Consider the following 16,645-nt stretch of genomic DNA (forward strand, 5'->3'; position numbering starts at 1 on the left):
TTTATTAACAATAAGCTTGACATTTCAGAGGAGGTATGGTACATGAGCCATCCTCAAAACCAAAAACAAATTACTTCTAGCGGTAGCTGGTGGCGACGGTTAACAGCGACTGTTCTTCTGGGAAGTTTTTTGCATACTAGTATATCTATGCCAGCGATCGCGCAACAGACTAACAATCTGGTTGCGTCTTTGCCATTAATAAATCAAGCTACTTATACTTATACAGATTCTGCTAGCAATTATCAATATCAAGGAAGTTCTGAGCAAATCAATGTTAGTCCTATCCCCTTACTCGATCCATTAGGACGGATTTTAGGTTGCGCTGGGACAATCTTACCTGACTATACAGGTTTTTCAGTTGGGGTATACGAACCGAACTCTAGCGATCCAACGGGGATAGAATTGGGCAGCTTGGTTGCTTTGACTCGAACAGAGTTACCAGATATCCCTAATAACAACGTTCCTGGTGGTAAATCGCCGAATACTGAGAATAGTAATCCCTACTTCGTTACGAATAACCCTGCGGGTGTCTACAATTTCCTACTCGATCCGAATAAGGGTCAAACCGATCCAGGTAGAACCTACATTTTTGTAGTTAATCCACCACCAAATTCTATCTATAAACAGCGGCGGGTCAAGATTGAAATCCTTGCTAACAATGGCACACAAGGTAATGGTGTTGTGCGATATGTCGCTAGTTCTCTAGATGGTCAACCAATCAGTCTTACAGGTGAAACCAGACTAGAGCAAACAGTTGTTTTAGTTCCCAATGCAGAAACAGTGGGACTGGATTTATTAGCCTTTGAATTCACCACAAATTTGTGTCAAGCCAATCAGTTACAGATTATCAAAACAGGCGATCGCGCTACTGCTGAACCTGGGGATACGGTAATCTACCGCCTGTCGGTAAAAAATCTCGCTGATGCTGGTTTGAGTAATATATTTGTCACCGACAACCTACCTTTAGGATTCCAGTTTTTACCGAAATCTGTGCAGGGAGAGTTGGACGGTCAACTAGTCGCGATCGCTTCAGAACGAAATGGTAACACAGTCACATTCCGCACAGACGTAACAATTTCCCCAGAGAAAGTCTTGAATATTGCCTACGCTGCTCAACTAACAGCTGATGCACTGCGTGGTACTGGTCGTAACACTGCGATCGTTAATGCTCAACGAACTGATAACCGTTTTAGTACTAAGGATGGCCCAGCAACGCACCAATTGAAAATTCGTCCAGGAATCGTTTCTGACTGTGGCACGATTATCGGTCGGGTGTTTGTTGATAAAAACTTTGACGGCGAACAACAGCGTGGTGAGCCTGGAGTACCCAATGCGGTGATTTTTCTGGAGGATGGAAACCGCATCACTACAGATCCTAATGGTTTGTTCTCTCTAGCTAATGCCTTACCTGGATACCACACAGGTGTACTAGACCTTAGCAGTGTAGCTGGTTATGCCCTAGCTCATAACGAAAAATTCCGCGAACGAAATAGCCAATCTCGCTTGGTGCATTTAGAGCCTGGTGGCTTAGTACGTATGAACTTCGCTGTCACCCCCACATTTCAGGAGCCAGTCAAGAAATGAAAACCAGACTGCACTGTATAACTACATTTAACCTGAGATTGATGGGGGCGATGCCAGTAGTAGCTCTCAGCCTTGTTTTGTACCCTGCAATTGTCAAAGCAGAAATCACTAGTGAAAACCTCCTTTTCCCTGATTCCCATTCGCAAGCAGAAAAGAGTGCCGAAGATCCTGACTTTTCACCGAATCTGGAAAACCTCTCCCCTAGAATGGGAGAGGGTTTGAATTCTCCACCTCTCGAATTTGCCTCAACTTCTTCAGCATCGGCTCCTGAAATTCCAGATGTCCAGCTAAGTGAAACGGAAATACAACCGCTTCAACCAGAAACTTCTGTTGATTTGCCCAGAGGTTCACACAAAATAGCAGGAATAAAGGATAAGAACGACGAACGCAAAGATACTGAAACCCTGTTTCATGCTTCTCCAACAGAAATACAACCATTTCAGCCAGCCACTTCTGTCGGTTTGCCTAGAGGATTACGCAAAATTGCAGGAGTAGACGACGCGGGGACAAAGGGACAAGGGGTAAATGAAAATCTTCCCGTGTCCCCCACTGTCCCTATCTCTACAGCAATTAAAATCCTGACTCCAACGGCTGACAGTGTTGTAGATGTACAAGCTAGCACGGTGATTGTGCAGTTTCCCGCTGGTAGTCAAGTGGAATTGCGGGTAAATGGCGCGTTGGTAGACCCTTCTTTAGTGGGACGGACAGAAACTGATGCTACCACCAACTTGGTAACGCAGACATGGTATGGTGTCTCGTTAAAAGAAGGTGCAAACACCATCTCTGCACAGGTTCTTGGAGGAACAGAACCCCCTGTAACAGTGCAAGTTGCAGTCCGGGGAGCGCCGCAGCAATTAACTGTAGAAACAGTTGAGTCTCGTATCCCGGCGGATGGACGTTCTACCGCGACAATCCTGGGTCAACTCATCGATGCAAGTGGCAATCGCTCGAATCGTGATGCTGTTGTCACCCTCATACCCACTGCTGGGGAATTGGTCGGGAAAGACTTCAAACCTGATGAACCAGGATTTCAAGTGGAGGCGAAAGCGGGGCAATTTACAGCTACATTGCGATCGCAACTGAAGGCTGAAACTGTCACAATTCGCGCGATCGCAAATGATTTAGAAGCCTTCACCCAACTACAATTTGAAACCGCACTGCGTCCGAGTTTAGTTACTGGAGTAATAGATTTACGTTTGGGCGCTAGAGGTACAAATTATTACGGCAGTTTCCGTGATTTCCTCCCTCCTGACAAAAACAACGGAACCCAATTAGATTTCCATTCAGCGATATTTGCCACTGGTGCGATCGGGGAATGGTTATTTACAGGGGCATATAACAGTTCTCGTAGTCTCAATGAAGATTGCAACTGCGATAATCGCCTGTTTAGAACTTACCAATTCAGCGAGCAAAACTATCCTGTCTACGGCGATAGCTCGAAAGTTGATGTAGTTGCTCCTTCCATTGACAGTGTATTTCTGCGTTTTGAGCGTTCAGCCCGTACCCCTGGCTCCGATCCTGATTATGCGATGTGGGGTGACTATAACACAGAAGAATTTGCGCGGCGATCGCAGCAATTTACTTCTATCACCCGTCAACTCCACGGTTTTAAGGCTAACTACAACTTAGGAAACCTACAAATTACAGGTTTCTATGGCGACCACTTAGAAGGATTTCAACGGGATACTATTGCTCCCGATGGTACTAGTGGTTATTACTTCCTCTCTCGCAGACTATTACAAGCAGGTAGTGAAAATGTCTTTATCGAGTTAGAAGAACTCAATCGTCCTGGAACTGTATTAGAACGCAAACAACTTAACCGAGGCCCAGACTACGAAATCGACTACGATCGCGGTACTTTATTATTCCGCGAACCGATTCTTCGCACCGATATCGATCGAACCGGACAAGTATTGGTACGTCGGATTGTTGTTAGCTATCAATATGACAGCGAAGACTCTGACGGGAGCATCTATGCTGGTCGTTTGCAATATAATCTTTCCCGCAAACTCAACCAAGAAAGTTGGATAGGAGCAACTTATGTTCAAGAAAATCACGGGGTGCGCGACTTTCAACTCTACGGCGCAGATGCGCTGATTGCTTTGGGTGACAACGGTAAGTTAATCGCAGAATATGCCCATTCCGCTAATGATTCTGATGTTGTGGGAAAAGTTAGAGGTGATGCCTACCGTTTAGAAGCTGAAGGAAAGATTGCTAATGGGATTCAAGGTCGTGCCTATTATCGCTTTGCTGATACGGGTTTTGCCAATAATGCTACTATCAGCTTTGTCCCAGGACAAACCCGTTATGGAGCGCAGGTTACAGCTAAACTCACCTCAACTACCAACGTCAGAGCGCAATACGACCACGAAGACAATTTTGGGATTGCTCCCCAACCCCTAGACACCTTTGAAGAACTATTTGCACCGCGTTATGAGGCGATACCTGGGAGCAAAGTTGATAATTCACTGACGACGATTTCCGCTGGGATTCAACAACGTTTGGGTAAAGCTACTCTGGATGTGGATTGGATTCATCGTCGTCGGGAAGACCGTATCCCCGACAGTAGCTTGAGTAGTAATTCCGATCAATTGCGATCGCGTTTTTCAGTTCCTCTAGCTAAAAACCTGACCTTCCAAGCCCAAAATGAACTCAGCTTATCTTCCCAAAAAGATACTGTTTACCCAGACCGTACCATTTTGGGGTTGAATTGGGCGGTAATTCCTGGTGTCAGCGTTAGTTTGGCCCAACAGTATTACAGTAGTGGTCAATATTCGGGTAATTCCATCACTAGCTTGAGTGTCAACGGCGAACACAAACTCGGTTCGGATACTACCTTGACCGGTCGCTACTCAATTTTGGGTGGTGCTAACGAAATGACTACCCAAGGTGCAATTGGTATAAATAACCGTTGGACTATTGCTTCGGGATTGCGGCTGAACGTTGCTTACGAACACGTATTTGGCAACTTCTTTGGACGCACGGCGGCAGGTCAACAATATGCCCAACCCTACGCGTTTGGTCAAGCAGCATCTGCGATCGGGTTTGATGGTGGCGATAGCTACAGTATAGGGCTGGAATACAGTGATAATCCGCAGTTTCAAGCTAGCGCCCGTTATGAACATCGTTCTTCTTCTGGTGGTAGTAATACAGTAATTACCGCAGGTGCTGCGGGTAAAATTTCTCCGGCTCTCACAGCTTTAGTACGTTATCAACAAGCTGGTTCTTCCAATCAAAAGCTTTCAGGATTGGGAGATACTGCTAACCTCAAGTTGGGTTTAGCCTACCGCGACCCCAATAGCGATAAATTTAATGCTTTATTGCGTTATGAATATCGTCAAAATCCGTCAACGATTCCTGAGACTATCCTGTTAGGAAGTGGTACGGGTTCCCAAGACCATACCTTTGCTTTAGAAGCGATTTACGCTCCTAATTGGCAATGGGAATTCTACGGTAAGTATGCTTTGCGTAACAGCACCTCTTATTTAGCTAACGATTTAGCTGGTACTAGCACAGTAAATCTGGCCCAAGTACGCGCTACCTATCGTTTGGGATATAGCTGGGATTTGGTGGGTGAGGCTCGTGTAATTAGTCAGTCTAGCTACAGTGAGACAGGCTTTGTTGTTGAAACAGGCTACTACCTCACACCTAACCTCCGCGTTTCGGCTGGTTATGTCTTTGGTAAAGTTGATGACCGAGATTTCTCAGGAACACGTTCTGCGGGAGGCGCGTATTTGGGCTTTACGGTTAAGCTCAACGAATTGTTTGACGGCTTTGGACAACAAAAACCTGTAGCGCGCCAGCCACAGGAATCGGCGATGAAAACTTTGGTGGGTAAACTCAAGGCTGCAATGAGGGGGATGCAAAGGCGTGAAATATAAAAGGGTTATTTGATGTAGAGATGTTCATTGCAACCTCTATATACGAATTTAACCTTTCCTCATGGGAATACTATTGTCGTAACGATTTTATTATTCGCTTTGTAATCTAGTGCAAAAACGTTTCAATTTTCGTTCTGGTATTTGTATATTTATAAACTCAATATCATTACTTACATATTATGTATTTTTATTGGAACTAAATGATGAAATATTTATTTAAGAAATTCAGAGCGATCGCCACAGTAAATATTGATGAAAATGATAAATTTTCTCTGACTGCGGACAACCCAGTAAAAAAAACTATGGAAAAGCCATTAACAATTAGTCGTCAAAAACTATGGCTAAGTAGCCTGGGCTTTTTTTTATGTATTTTCGGAACTAGTATCCAACCTAGCTGGGCTGAAGGCAGCAGAGAGCTAGTTTCTGATGGTGGATATAGACCCTACGTTGAGTGGTCAGATTTAGCACTGGCAGGTATTGTTCGGAAAACCATACTCAAAGTTTATGTTCAACAAGGAGAAACAGTTAATCTTGGCTCTAGCGTGCATACTAGTTTCTCGAACCCACAAGATATTGTTTACCGCAGTCCTTTTGGTACCCAAAATGGCTCTTGTGATGTTCTGAATACTGGTTATGGTTGGATTAACAGCGTTGCCAAAGAAACGGCTGGCCCTTTACCTAATAGTGGTGGCTATACCCCTTGTGATTTCGTCGCTACAGAAACAGGTATTTACGAAGTTGAATTTCATTCTCCAGATACATCTGGTGCAAGCAATCCGCCGCCAACAGCTGCAACGGCAGCATTTCCTACAGGTAATACTCAACGTTCAGGGGTAGCTGCTTGGGATATTACAGTTCGAGATAGTAACGGTGTTAAAAAAGGACGAGTATTTACCAACTATATCGCTATGAATATGGGAGGAAATGCTGGGCAAAATGGCGCTCCTGCTGGTTTAGGACTCAGCTCTAAGCTTTATATTCAAACTAAAGATGGGTATCGTTACGAAACTGATATGAATGGAGTCGATCCTTTTGGGTTTATCTTTTTTGCTAATAGCCGGGGATATATTGACAGTAACGGTTCTACACTTTATCACTCTATCAATTCCCCGCCAGATGCAAACAGCACACTTAACTTTTATGGCAATGTAAAAGTACAAAGTCCGAATGTTACTGATACTATAACAGACATTACCCACTTAGTTTTCTTCAATCGGCCAGACACCGCAACTCTCAATGCTTTGAGTATTCCTATTGCAGCGAATATTCCGATAGTACCGACTTCGTTCAAATTTACTGGGGGTAATGGAGGTAGTGGGAATCAAACTTCTGTGGGGGTGGGAGGCAATTTTAGCTTCAATGCCAGTTCCAGTGGTAGCTATCAAATAATTATTGACACCAACGCTGACGGTATTTATGACCCTAGTAGCGATAGAGTACTACAAAATGTGCTATCTCTCGGCTCAAATGTGGTGCTTTGGAATGGAAAGGATGCAAATGGGGTAAATCTCCTACCTCGACCAGGAAACTTACCATACAATGCCATAATCACAACACGGTCGGGTGAATATCACTTTCCCATGTTGGATGCCGAAAATAATCCGCTGGGGTTTAAAATCACAATGGAAAACCCTCCGGCTCTTTTTCCTAACCTTGTAGATCAAAATGGACAGCAGATTGGATCGACGACTGTTTATTACAACGACAACAACTATACTTCTGCTAACGGCACGGCGATTAACTTAGATGGTACGGGAGCTACTAACCCGCGTAATGCTGCTAGAGGGATCAATAGTGCATTAGGAGAACATGAATTTAGTAGCAGCTATGGTGACTATAAGGGTATAGATACTTGGACATATTTCCCAAGTGAAGCAATCAATACTCCCTTGGTAATTACTACTAACACTCAAGCAAATGTCATAGGAAATAAATCTGTTCGCTTCCTCGCAGACAATGATAGTAGTGGAACAGTGACTGTAGGCGATCGCATCGAATATACTATCACTTACTCCAACCTGAATCCAGGTAATAGCGATGCAATTAACTTTGCTATTAACGACTTATTGCCTTCACAGTTAACCTTTGTCAGTGCGGCAATTACTACTGCAACTTCAGGAAATAATATCACAATTAATCCCAGTTACAACGGCGCTGGTGTTGTTGCTGTGACAAATTCTGGAACTCTGCGTGTAGGTGATACGATTACCATTAAAATTACTGCCACGATTAATAATGCCAATGGCGGTAATCCAATTAGTAACCAAGCAAATGCGACTTTTAACACACCTGATAATCCTACAGGAACTGTTGGCACGGTGTTGACAGATGCAGACTCTGCTGGTGCTACTAATAATCCACCTACTCTTGGTAATTCGTTCTTGCAAATTACTGATAATGGTGTAAATACTGGTAATAATCCTGCCAGCACAGCAGATGATGATCCCACTTTATTTACAGTATTAAATATTATTAGTTCTAACCCTAAATTGCTATTAATTAAACGCATTACTCGCCTTAATAACCAAGATTTAACTGATATTGTGGATGGTCGCAGTGACGTTGCTACTAATGCCAGCAACTATGTACCAGAACCTTATGCTACTGATGATAGCGATCCTAAATGGCCTGTTGGTTACTTGCGAGGATTAATTAATGCTGGCACTGTCAAACCGGGAGATGAATTAGAATACACGATATATTTTCTTTCCAATGGTCTTGGTAATGCAACTAATGTGAAATTTTGCGACTTAGTTCCGACTAATGTTAGTTTGATTCCTACTGCTTTTAATGGTATGACTCCTAATGATGGTGGCTTACCAGGAGCAGATCGAGGAATTGCTCTAGCTATTGGTTCTAATACACCTACGCTTTATCTGACGAATGTCGGAGATAGCGATCGCGGGTATTTTTATACAGCTAATGACTCAGGCACACCATCATACTGCGGTACTAACACCAATGGGGCAGTAGTGGTCAATATTACAGTCCCAAGTTTTCCTAATCTACCCGCAGCCACTGGATCTGGCACACCAGCTAATTCTTATGGTTTTGTCCGCTTCCGCGCTAAGGTGAAATAGTTTTGGTTCTTCAGTACATAGTATGCTTAACTAATAGTTAAAATGCCAATTCAATAAGCATCTAACTCGGAAATTGTCAAAGTTTCTAAATCCATAACCGGAACGTTTAATCAACTTGATCTTGTTATTAATACCTTCCACAGCACCACTACTTGTCCCATTATCAAAGTAAGCAATTATCTCATCAAACCAACGGATAATAGTATTGTTACTCTTGGGAAAATATTTTTTAGCTTTCGATAACCACATACCGAGTTTAAAAACTCCCGGATACCAATTATCTGTCTTATTAAAAATCTTTCTAAATTTTTCTTTTAATTCATGCATTTCTTTTAAGACAGGAGATACATTCTTGACTTCAGAAAGTTTATTTATTTGCTCTTCATTTAAGTCTGACTCATTTTTAAGTAAAACGTACTTACTATTTTTTAATCCCGATAAAAGTTTTTCATATTCAGCTTTTTGTGCTGATAATTGCGCTTTTTTAATTAATTCTTCTAGACTCCGTTTCTCTCGTTTTCTCTGTGTATCTAATTCTTTATTAATCTGTGTCATTACATGAAATCTATCTGCTACTACTTGAGCATTGGGCATTAATTCTGTGACAACGTTTTTATAACCAACCCACAAATCTATACTCACTTCCTCAATTTGTTCTAAGACCTCATATCCCCATTCTAAAAGGGTTTCCTTCACTACTTCTTGCGTGCGCCCATTTAAAATAGTTACTAGCTTAGATGTATCTAAATCTATTAGTACGGCGCAGTAATTACCCTTGCCCTTAACCAGAGCTATCTCATCGATTCCAAGTCTTTTTATCAGAGAAGGTTTGTCATCAGATAATTCAAGCGAAGCGTCTTTTAACATTCTTTCTATTTCTTCTGTTGTCACTATCCCTTGATCAGCTACACTGTGGATATCGTTTTCTACTACCTCTTGTATTATCTTGTGTGCCAGCCGTTTTGTATAAGTTCTTTTCTGGCTCACGAAATCTAAATTCTCACTAAAGGGTTTTTTACATTCTTCGCATTTGAATTGTCTTCTATTTATTTCTAAAAATACTGGTTTCTCACCGAAAGGTAAATCTTTAACAATGTATCGATGATTTTGATGTAATCTATGGCTTTTTGTACCACAGCGAGGACAAGTACTGTATGATTTTATTGATTCTATTTGTAAAATCATTCCTATCCCGACATGAAGGCGATGTGATATAACTTTCACATCTTTTAAATCTAGAAGCTCTGTTAGTATTTTAATATTTTGTTTCCTGTTCATAACTGTAAATAGACAAAAAATACTTTTCTAGTACTTACAGTTAATAATGAATCTGCGTCCTAAGTCAATTATGTCAAAAGTTTTACTAAATATTTTATGCAATTCTTTATACTTTTTAACCTTCGCAGCTAATAATTTAGCATAGTAAGTACTGAAGAACCATAGTTTTAACCACCGCTAACTAGTAGAGTTAACGCCATTAAGAGAGTTCCGCCTGTATAGTAACGAGGCGATCGCAGTTTTGTAAAAATATCTTTTGAATAATCCGAAAAGCAATAACTTCAGTTTGGAGATTCAGCATATACCTACAAATAAATCATGGTAAATATGAATCTAAAACTGAGATTTAAACCAGTTTCTCACAGTTGGGTTGCTTTACATCCAAAGCCTAAAGGGGTAATTCAATTTATTGCTGGGGCTTTCTTTGGTACATTTGGTCCTATGCTTTTTTATCGTTATCTGCTTCAATCTTTATTTGAGCAGGGATATACAATTATTCTTTTGCCATTTAATTTTACTTTTAACCATTATGTAGAAGCTGGTTTTCTCATGAGAGAACAGTATGAAATTCTGCCAGAGCTTGTGAAAATGGCAAGTGTTGCAGGATATGATTATGAAGCCTATCTAGATGATAAGAACTTTTCTTGGATTGGACATAGCCTTGGCTGTAAATATATCTCACTGTTAGAAGGATTTACTGCTTTACCTCCAGAGCCTCAAGAGAGAGAGCAGTTTATTCGGAAGCTACTATCTAAAACTTCCGATGAATCACAGATAGAAAGTGTTATTGCAGACATTAACATTCTCTTTGATGAATTAACGCGAAAAACGGCTGAGGTTAAAAAACTAATTTACACTTATGTGCATAAGAATATCAAAATTAACAGCGTCTTCATTAAAGGACAGGTTTCTATCCTATTAGCACCTGCTATTGCTGACACAGGGAGTGCAATTCGTCCTCAATTTTTAGCGGATATCATCGATAATCTTGGTTGGGGTGTGAAACCAACTGTTGAAGAAACCCAGCATTTAATCAAGGATAGTGGGCTATTTAATATCATGGGTTTAATCTGTTTCAAATCAGACAATATTGCTAAATCAACCTGTGAATGGTTTACTAATACTCTGCAAAAGCCACCTCAAGATTTTCGGAAAACTGTAGCAGGTGGACATTTAAGACCTCTAGGTATTCAGCTAGCTAAATATGTCGTTAATCTTTTTGATAAACCGTTTATTGAATCAGTTCAAGAGCGAAACAAAGCATTTGAGCATAATGTAATTCAATTGCTTGAAGAACTGAAAGAAAAATCAAGATAATGGGCATTGGGCATGGGGCATTGGGCACAAGAGGCATAGGTGCAGAGGATTTCCTCTAAGAATTGGGGGAGCGATGTCTACGACCTGACTTTTCCACATCCTGCGGCTCGATACCTAACAAGGCGTTCAGCGATGCCGAAGGCGGCACTCGATGCTTGCCGCCTTCGGCATCGCTCTCTTTTCCTCGCTTGAATGAGCAGCAATTACTAGCTTAGAGGCTATGCCTTAAGCAACTATGTTACCTTTTTCTACTTTAGAAGCTCTACCTATTGAGCGACAACGAGCAGAGGATTCATAATTTACAATGAGCCAGGATTTAACTAATTGATAGTTATATACTGGCTGTCTTAGTGGAGCCGCAATACCTCAAAGCCATATCGCAATATTTCTTCATATTTAATATAAGAAAAATCGTTAAAAAATAAAAGTTTTAATTTCTACAATGTGCAGGAGAATAAATAATGGCGTGGGTGTATTTGTTGGTTGCAGGGTTGTTAGAGATTGCATGGGCAATTGGTCTGAAATATTCACAAGGCTTTACTAAGCTGGCTTTCAGTATTCCCACAGTTGTTTGTATGATATTGAGTTTTTTCTTTTTATCGATAGCACTACGCACATTACCAGTAAGTACTGCTTACGCCGTTTGGACTGGGATAGGAGCAATGGGTACGGCTTTATTAGGAGTATTTTTATTTGGTGAACCTGCTTCTGTAAAGCGTTTTATTTGCATTGGCTTGATTTTGGCAGGTGTACTGGGACTCAGATTAGTATCAAGTCATTAATCCTGCCAAACAGAAGCCTAACTTTTCCTGTTATCTTTCTGGTAGAGCTATCATTTACTATGCACATATCGCGAAACACTATTCTCTCGTGATTTATTACCATTAAAATTAATTCTTTAAGCTTGCCCTCAACAGTGGTTTTTGTAGCACAAAAACTCCCAAACCGAATCTTCGCACCAGATTTACCACAACACACCACTGCAATAGCCCACGTCAGCAAGGCTTTTGCCAATCAAACGGACAATCGATTGGGGAGGCGATGGACTATGTGCCCCACATTAGGAGCGATCGCATTTCTACAGTTACAGGAATTGCAAATCAAACTAATTTTTTAGTCCCATCATTAACTGTCATGATTCAGAAATGATTTTGGCATTAAGCAAGGTAAAAATTCTATCCAGTTACAATATGCGTGCCAATTCAGCATCTTCTTCTGTGGTTAGCAATCCAGCTTTCTTTTTCTCAGACAATTCTTTGAGTAGAGACTGTAATTATTCAGGAAATTTAAACAAATTTATGTCCCTAAATTTACTGATTTTGATTCCAGAATCTACCTAGAATCAGGGGTGAACCATCATTTGAGTAATCATAAGCTATATGTCTCATTTAATTTAGCGGACTGGTGGTATTTTAACAAACATCCCCATACTGCTTTTCGTCCTCAGCTAAGTCAATCATAGGAGTTGGTAGTCTTGAAATACTTAACTGTAACGCTTGCATTTGAGGAAAATCACGCTTAATAATTTCGATAGCTTTTCTTTGACTCTCTTGATTTTTAACGATCAGTTGTGCAGTGCCATCCCCCTGAGAACCTACGCCTTTTCCTCCAAAGATATAAGGCTTAAGTGGCTCGTGATGGAGAAGCAGATGTAGCTTTTTTGCAGTTAATTGATCGGGACAAGCCGGAACTACATGACGATCAAATTCCGCTTGGGCTTTTGTCATTAAAGCTCCAAGAAGTTGGGCATCTCCGAGTTGTATTGCTTCAACTGCTGCCTGGGTAATTTCAGAGCTAATAGAACCAAAATATTTTTGGACATTTTGCTCTATTGAATTAGTAGCCAAAGGATAACACTGATTCAATCGTCTTAGTATTTCTTGTGTGTTTTTGCTACCGCCGAGATCGACAATCACATAAAACAAATCCTCACTCACTTTCAATTCGAGTAGGTCGATTTTTTCACCATCAAATATCATCAATATTGGGCGATTTCCATAAGCACAAGCCTGATCCATACGACCACAAAGGCTAGGAGTGGTTCTTTCTCCCAGATAGGCAAACTCCATTTCTGAACGAATTGTCATCTTCAAGTCATACAGACGATTAAAAGACCGAGCAATGAGAACGCAAAAGGCAGCACTCGAAGATAATCCCTTTTGGATAGGTAAGTCGGTTAGATAATTATCAACCTCAAGTCCGCCAACACCATAGTGAGTCAGAAATTGATAAGCTGTACCAGCAGCATAACTAAAAAAACCACCCTTTGCCGCTATGCGTTTCAGGGTATTAGATTCCATAGGTAATCTCAACGGTTCATAACTCCTGCCATCATTGAGAGAAGTACGAATAATTAATTCAGTAGAATTAGGTTTGACCGAGGCATAAATTCCTTGATTAGTACCAACAATTAAGGTGTATCCCTTTTCGATAAGAGGATTAACACTGCGATATTCTCCTGCCCAATCGCTGTGTTCTCCGAACAAACAAAGACGGCCTGGAACAAAAATTCTCATTTGAAGTTTCCTGTTCTTAATCGAGGTATATTATTCTGATTAACTTGAATAAACAACATACCATTCATCACTGCAATAGCCCACATCAGCAGCGCTTTCGGCAATCACTCGTGAGTGAAAATCCATTGGGGAGGCGATGACTATGCTCCGTCTAGCGATTGCTGTTCTATCCCCAGATTTCCTTACTCAGCACCCCATCACCAGCAACTATGTTCTGTGTGCCACCAAGGAAGAAACTCAAAATCGCGGATACTGTCTGTAATAGGTTGCCTTCTACTGACTTGTAAACTTTGTAATGCCAAACTTCAAGATTATTCCTTTTTTGCATAAAGTACGAAACTTGAGGTGAATAATATTACATAACCGTATTTGCTATGCATAAACCGGGGACAACAATATTTTTAGTTGGTAATAATAAATTAGTTAGATATAAACACTCGCAATTAATCTTGCCAGTACAAGAGGTACAACAAATTTGCTCTTATGCTGAGTACAAATGATGAAAACTCAATTTCAGTTTGGGATGAGTGTTGACCAAGGCTTACATACATATCTTTATGTAGCTCACGACCGCTCAATTGTAACCAAAAATTGGCCAGGGCTTTTTCAAGAATGGACTACAACGCCAACCCCATATAGCAAGTTTAACGTCAATAATAATAATATGGAGGAAATGGCTGTCTATCTTGGGTTTGTTTGGCAGCTATGTGAAGAAAAGCCTTGTTACGCCATTCCAAACTATTATCGTGATTTGGCCAAACAATTAACAGGGCTGGATTTTGATTTTGTCAAATGGGTATATGAAATTGAAGCAGAAGAACCTGGTTTAGCAGTTGATAAAGGCTTTGTTCGCGCTAGAGCCTGTACTAGTCTACCTCCATTGGATTGGGAAAGTAGACATAAATATGAGGCGGGCTTATTCCAAATTAACTCATTTGAGCAGTTAATCTCACTTCAAAAGACCACGCTTGGGGATGCTTCATCTGAAATAAGTTTGTTTTGCATTCCATTTGAACGGAAAACGGATCTTCTTCATGTCTTAAACAGCGGCCGATGTCCTATTCTTATTGACTTTTTGAAACCAGGAGAATTATTTGTAGATATTGGAGTAGGAGTAGATAGAGGCTATTACGACTTTATCTTGATCAAGTCAGCAATCGACATTAAGCATAAGTTGCAAGACCTCGTATGGCTGTACACACGAGCCATTGCTGATTATGAAGGTAATATTTCAAATTTAAAAACAATGGAAGATGCCCTACAAGCTATAACTAAATTAGCTCTAGGTAAGTTGCAGGGGGTTTAGTAGTGTCGTTAAGCTGAACTGCTTTGCCAGTTGCGTTAAGAGTGTGCAATTCCACAGCCTCAAAATCATGATTTCAATACCCCCAGCATCTGCAATCTCTCCCCCACTGCCGGTTTTTCCCGCTCCATCTCCTGAATTTGGTTGAGTAACACACTAGGACGTAATTTTTCAAATAACAGCGAATCTTCGCGCCAATATTTCCCAGCAATACGCCACTCATCACTCCAATAGCTCACGTTAGCAAAGCTTTCGGCAGTCTTGGGAGAACCGATTTGGAAACGATGGACTACCCTCCATCTAGCGAAGCGATCGCTCTTTGAGGAAAAACTTTTTGGTTTACCGTTTTTTAGTTAATGTGTCAGTTTAATTATTGTCCACTCAGTAAATACAACAAGCTTTAGGCTAGAATTACGTTGTTAGTAAGTGTAATTATCCAAATATCCTTATTTTAGATAATAATATTGCTATTGTCTAAAATCAGGAATACGAGGATTAGCGATCGCACTGAAATTTGGTCGTTCACCAATCATAAGATTTTTAGAGGTTACTACCATGCAAAATATGCTAAAACGCGCATTCCTACCTGGATTGATGGCTGCTACTTTAGCTGGTACTGGCTTAATCCCGGTTCAACCTGCTTCTGCTGATGACCGAGTTATTAATAATGCAGCCATTGGAGCCGGGGCAGGTGTATTAAGTGGGGTTGTAACAAATTGTGGTTCCGTATTAGACAATGCTTTTAAAGGTGCTGCTGCTGGTGCTGCTGTTAATGCTGCCAATGGTGCAAGACGCACCAGAGCCAGAAGAAGAAACGGACGTTTACCTGTTCAAGATATCGGTGTAGGTGCTGGTGCTGGTGTATTGGCAGGTGCAATTTCTGGTGGTTGTGGAACTACCTGGAAAAATGGTGTCAATGGTGCTGCGGCTGGTGCTGCGGTTCATTTATTAGATAAAAGACCCAGAAGAAGATAATCTGTCATTGATAACTCGTCATTTAGTCACCCAGCACGAATTATCAATAAAAACCTTCAGGCGCAGAGCGAACATAGTGCCTTGCGGTACTCTTTAAAAGATTGGAGACACGACCCGCTTAAATAGCCAAAGTTGCGTATGCCGTCTGTAATGTGGTTGGTGTACTTAGCCCTGTTTTATCACTCTTGAAAAACAATAATCGAAGCCAAAGTCTAAAACTTTGATTTCACCAAGACTTAAAGCTTTATTTTCTAATAGAAACTAAAATTTATAGACAAAAACTGGAAAACAAAGCTTCATATCATGTCCGCATAATTAGTTATGCTAACCACAGTCATTGCACCCCACCCCTTAATCCCCTCCCCGCTTGCGGGGAGGGGAGACAAAGCGTAGCTTTGGCGGGGGTGGGGTTCTTCGGGTTTAGTAAGCAATCAAGCGGACATTATATCACACCTCTTTTGGTTATCGCATTCTCTCAAAGGGAGAAAACAGGGTTAAGTTTAAATATTCAAGCGACCTGTAGTACAGGGCAAACGCATCTAAATATTGATGAGCATAGATAAAAGTAGAATGCACCAGAAGCTAGACCCCATTGTCATTTTGAAATGCTTCCTTAGTTTTTATTAGTAAATAAGATGCGTTTGCCCTGGCGGAGGGGCAGAGGGGAAAACTTACTGCAACTTCTCCTCTGCTCCCCCTGCTCCCCTGCCC

The 16,645-nt window shown here is 41.1% G+C and carries 13 protein-coding genes; 9 read left to right on the top strand and 4 right to left on the bottom strand.

The window, feature by feature from the left end; all coding sequences use genetic code 11:
* Positions 1-42: 42 nt before the first annotated feature.
* From CDG76_RS17615 to CDG76_RS17625, 3 genes are all read left to right on the top strand, one after another.
* Entirely contained in the window at positions 43-1,584 is a 1,542-nt protein-coding gene (locus tag CDG76_RS17615; protein ID WP_094350257.1) for a DUF11 domain-containing protein, read from the top strand.
* Positions 1,581-5,465, top strand: a complete 3,885-nt coding sequence (locus tag CDG76_RS17620) for an Ig-like domain-containing protein (protein ID WP_094350258.1) — start codon at positions 1,581-1,583, stop codon at positions 5,463-5,465. Before CDG76_RS17615 ends, CDG76_RS17620 begins: the two co-directional genes overlap by 4 nt.
* A 200-nt stretch (positions 5,466-5,665) precedes the next feature.
* On the top strand, positions 5,666-8,545 hold the full coding sequence (locus tag CDG76_RS17625) for an isopeptide-forming domain-containing fimbrial protein (protein ID WP_223265266.1): 2,880 nt from the start codon (positions 5,666-5,668) through the stop codon (positions 8,543-8,545).
* 30 nt (positions 8,546-8,575) lie between these two features.
* Here the strand turns inward: CDG76_RS17625 and CDG76_RS17630 are convergent, their stop codons facing one another.
* Positions 8,576-9,823, bottom strand: coding sequence for an ISL3 family transposase (locus tag CDG76_RS17630; protein ID WP_442946355.1), 1,248 nt, complete (start codon positions 9,821-9,823; stop codon positions 8,576-8,578).
* Positions 9,824-10,150: 327 nt separating this feature from the next.
* On the opposite strand from CDG76_RS17630, the gene CDG76_RS17635 reads away from it, so the two are divergent.
* The 4 genes from CDG76_RS17635 to CDG76_RS17645 all read left to right on the top strand — a co-directional run bounded on the left by CDG76_RS17635 (position 10,151) and on the right by CDG76_RS17645 (position 12,257).
* Positions 10,151-11,140 carry a DUF1350 family protein gene (locus tag CDG76_RS17635; protein ID WP_190240902.1) on the top strand — a complete coding sequence of 330 codons (990 nt, stop codon included), beginning with the start codon at positions 10,151-10,153 and terminating at the stop codon, positions 11,138-11,140.
* A gap of 39 nt (positions 11,141-11,179) precedes the next feature.
* A complete protein-coding gene (locus CDG76_RS37395; protein ID WP_190240881.1) occupies positions 11,180-11,332 on the top strand; it encodes a hypothetical protein in 153 nt (50 codons plus the stop codon).
* A gap of 269 nt (positions 11,333-11,601) precedes the next feature.
* A complete protein-coding gene (gene sugE, locus CDG76_RS17640) occupies positions 11,602-11,922 on the top strand; it encodes a quaternary ammonium compound efflux SMR transporter SugE (protein WP_094350261.1) in 321 nt (106 codons plus the stop codon).
* Positions 11,923-12,056: 134 nt separating this feature from the next.
* Complete coding sequence (locus tag CDG76_RS17645; RefSeq protein ID WP_094350262.1) at positions 12,057-12,257, top strand: hypothetical protein; 201 nt, start codon at positions 12,057-12,059, stop codon at positions 12,255-12,257.
* 295 nt (positions 12,258-12,552) lie between these two features.
* Here CDG76_RS17645 and CDG76_RS17655 read toward each other — a convergent pair whose 3' ends face one another.
* Positions 12,553-13,656 (bottom strand): mevalonate kinase family protein, encoded by a 1,104-nt coding sequence (locus tag CDG76_RS17655; RefSeq protein WP_094350263.1) that lies wholly within the window; start codon positions 13,654-13,656, stop codon positions 12,553-12,555.
* Between the two features lie 166 nt (positions 13,657-13,822).
* The gene (locus CDG76_RS37400) at positions 13,823-13,984 is read right to left on the bottom strand and encodes a hypothetical protein (RefSeq protein ID WP_190240882.1); all 162 of its coding nucleotides are present in this window, start codon (positions 13,982-13,984) and stop codon (positions 13,823-13,825) included.
* A 168-nt stretch (positions 13,985-14,152) separates the two neighbouring features.
* Here CDG76_RS37400 and CDG76_RS17660 point away from each other — a divergent pair, with 168 nt between their 5' ends.
* Complete coding sequence (locus CDG76_RS17660; protein WP_143854110.1) at positions 14,153-14,962, top strand: hypothetical protein; 810 nt, start codon at positions 14,153-14,155, stop codon at positions 14,960-14,962.
* A 65-nt stretch (positions 14,963-15,027) separates the two neighbouring features.
* Here CDG76_RS17660 and CDG76_RS37405 read toward each other — a convergent pair whose 3' ends face one another.
* Positions 15,028-15,198 carry a hypothetical protein gene (locus CDG76_RS37405; protein ID WP_190240883.1) on the bottom strand — a complete coding sequence of 57 codons (171 nt, stop codon included), beginning with the start codon at positions 15,196-15,198 and terminating at the stop codon, positions 15,028-15,030.
* 316 nt (positions 15,199-15,514) lie between these two features.
* On the opposite strand from CDG76_RS37405, the gene CDG76_RS17665 reads away from it, so the two are divergent.
* Positions 15,515-15,934, top strand: a complete 420-nt coding sequence (locus tag CDG76_RS17665) for a hypothetical protein (RefSeq protein WP_094350265.1) — start codon at positions 15,515-15,517, stop codon at positions 15,932-15,934.
* Positions 15,935-16,645: the final 711 nt, after the last annotated feature.

The organism is Nostoc sp. 'Peltigera membranacea cyanobiont' 210A (genome assembly GCF_002246015.1).
GTDB lineage: Bacteria > Cyanobacteriota > Cyanobacteriia > Cyanobacteriales > Nostocaceae > Nostoc.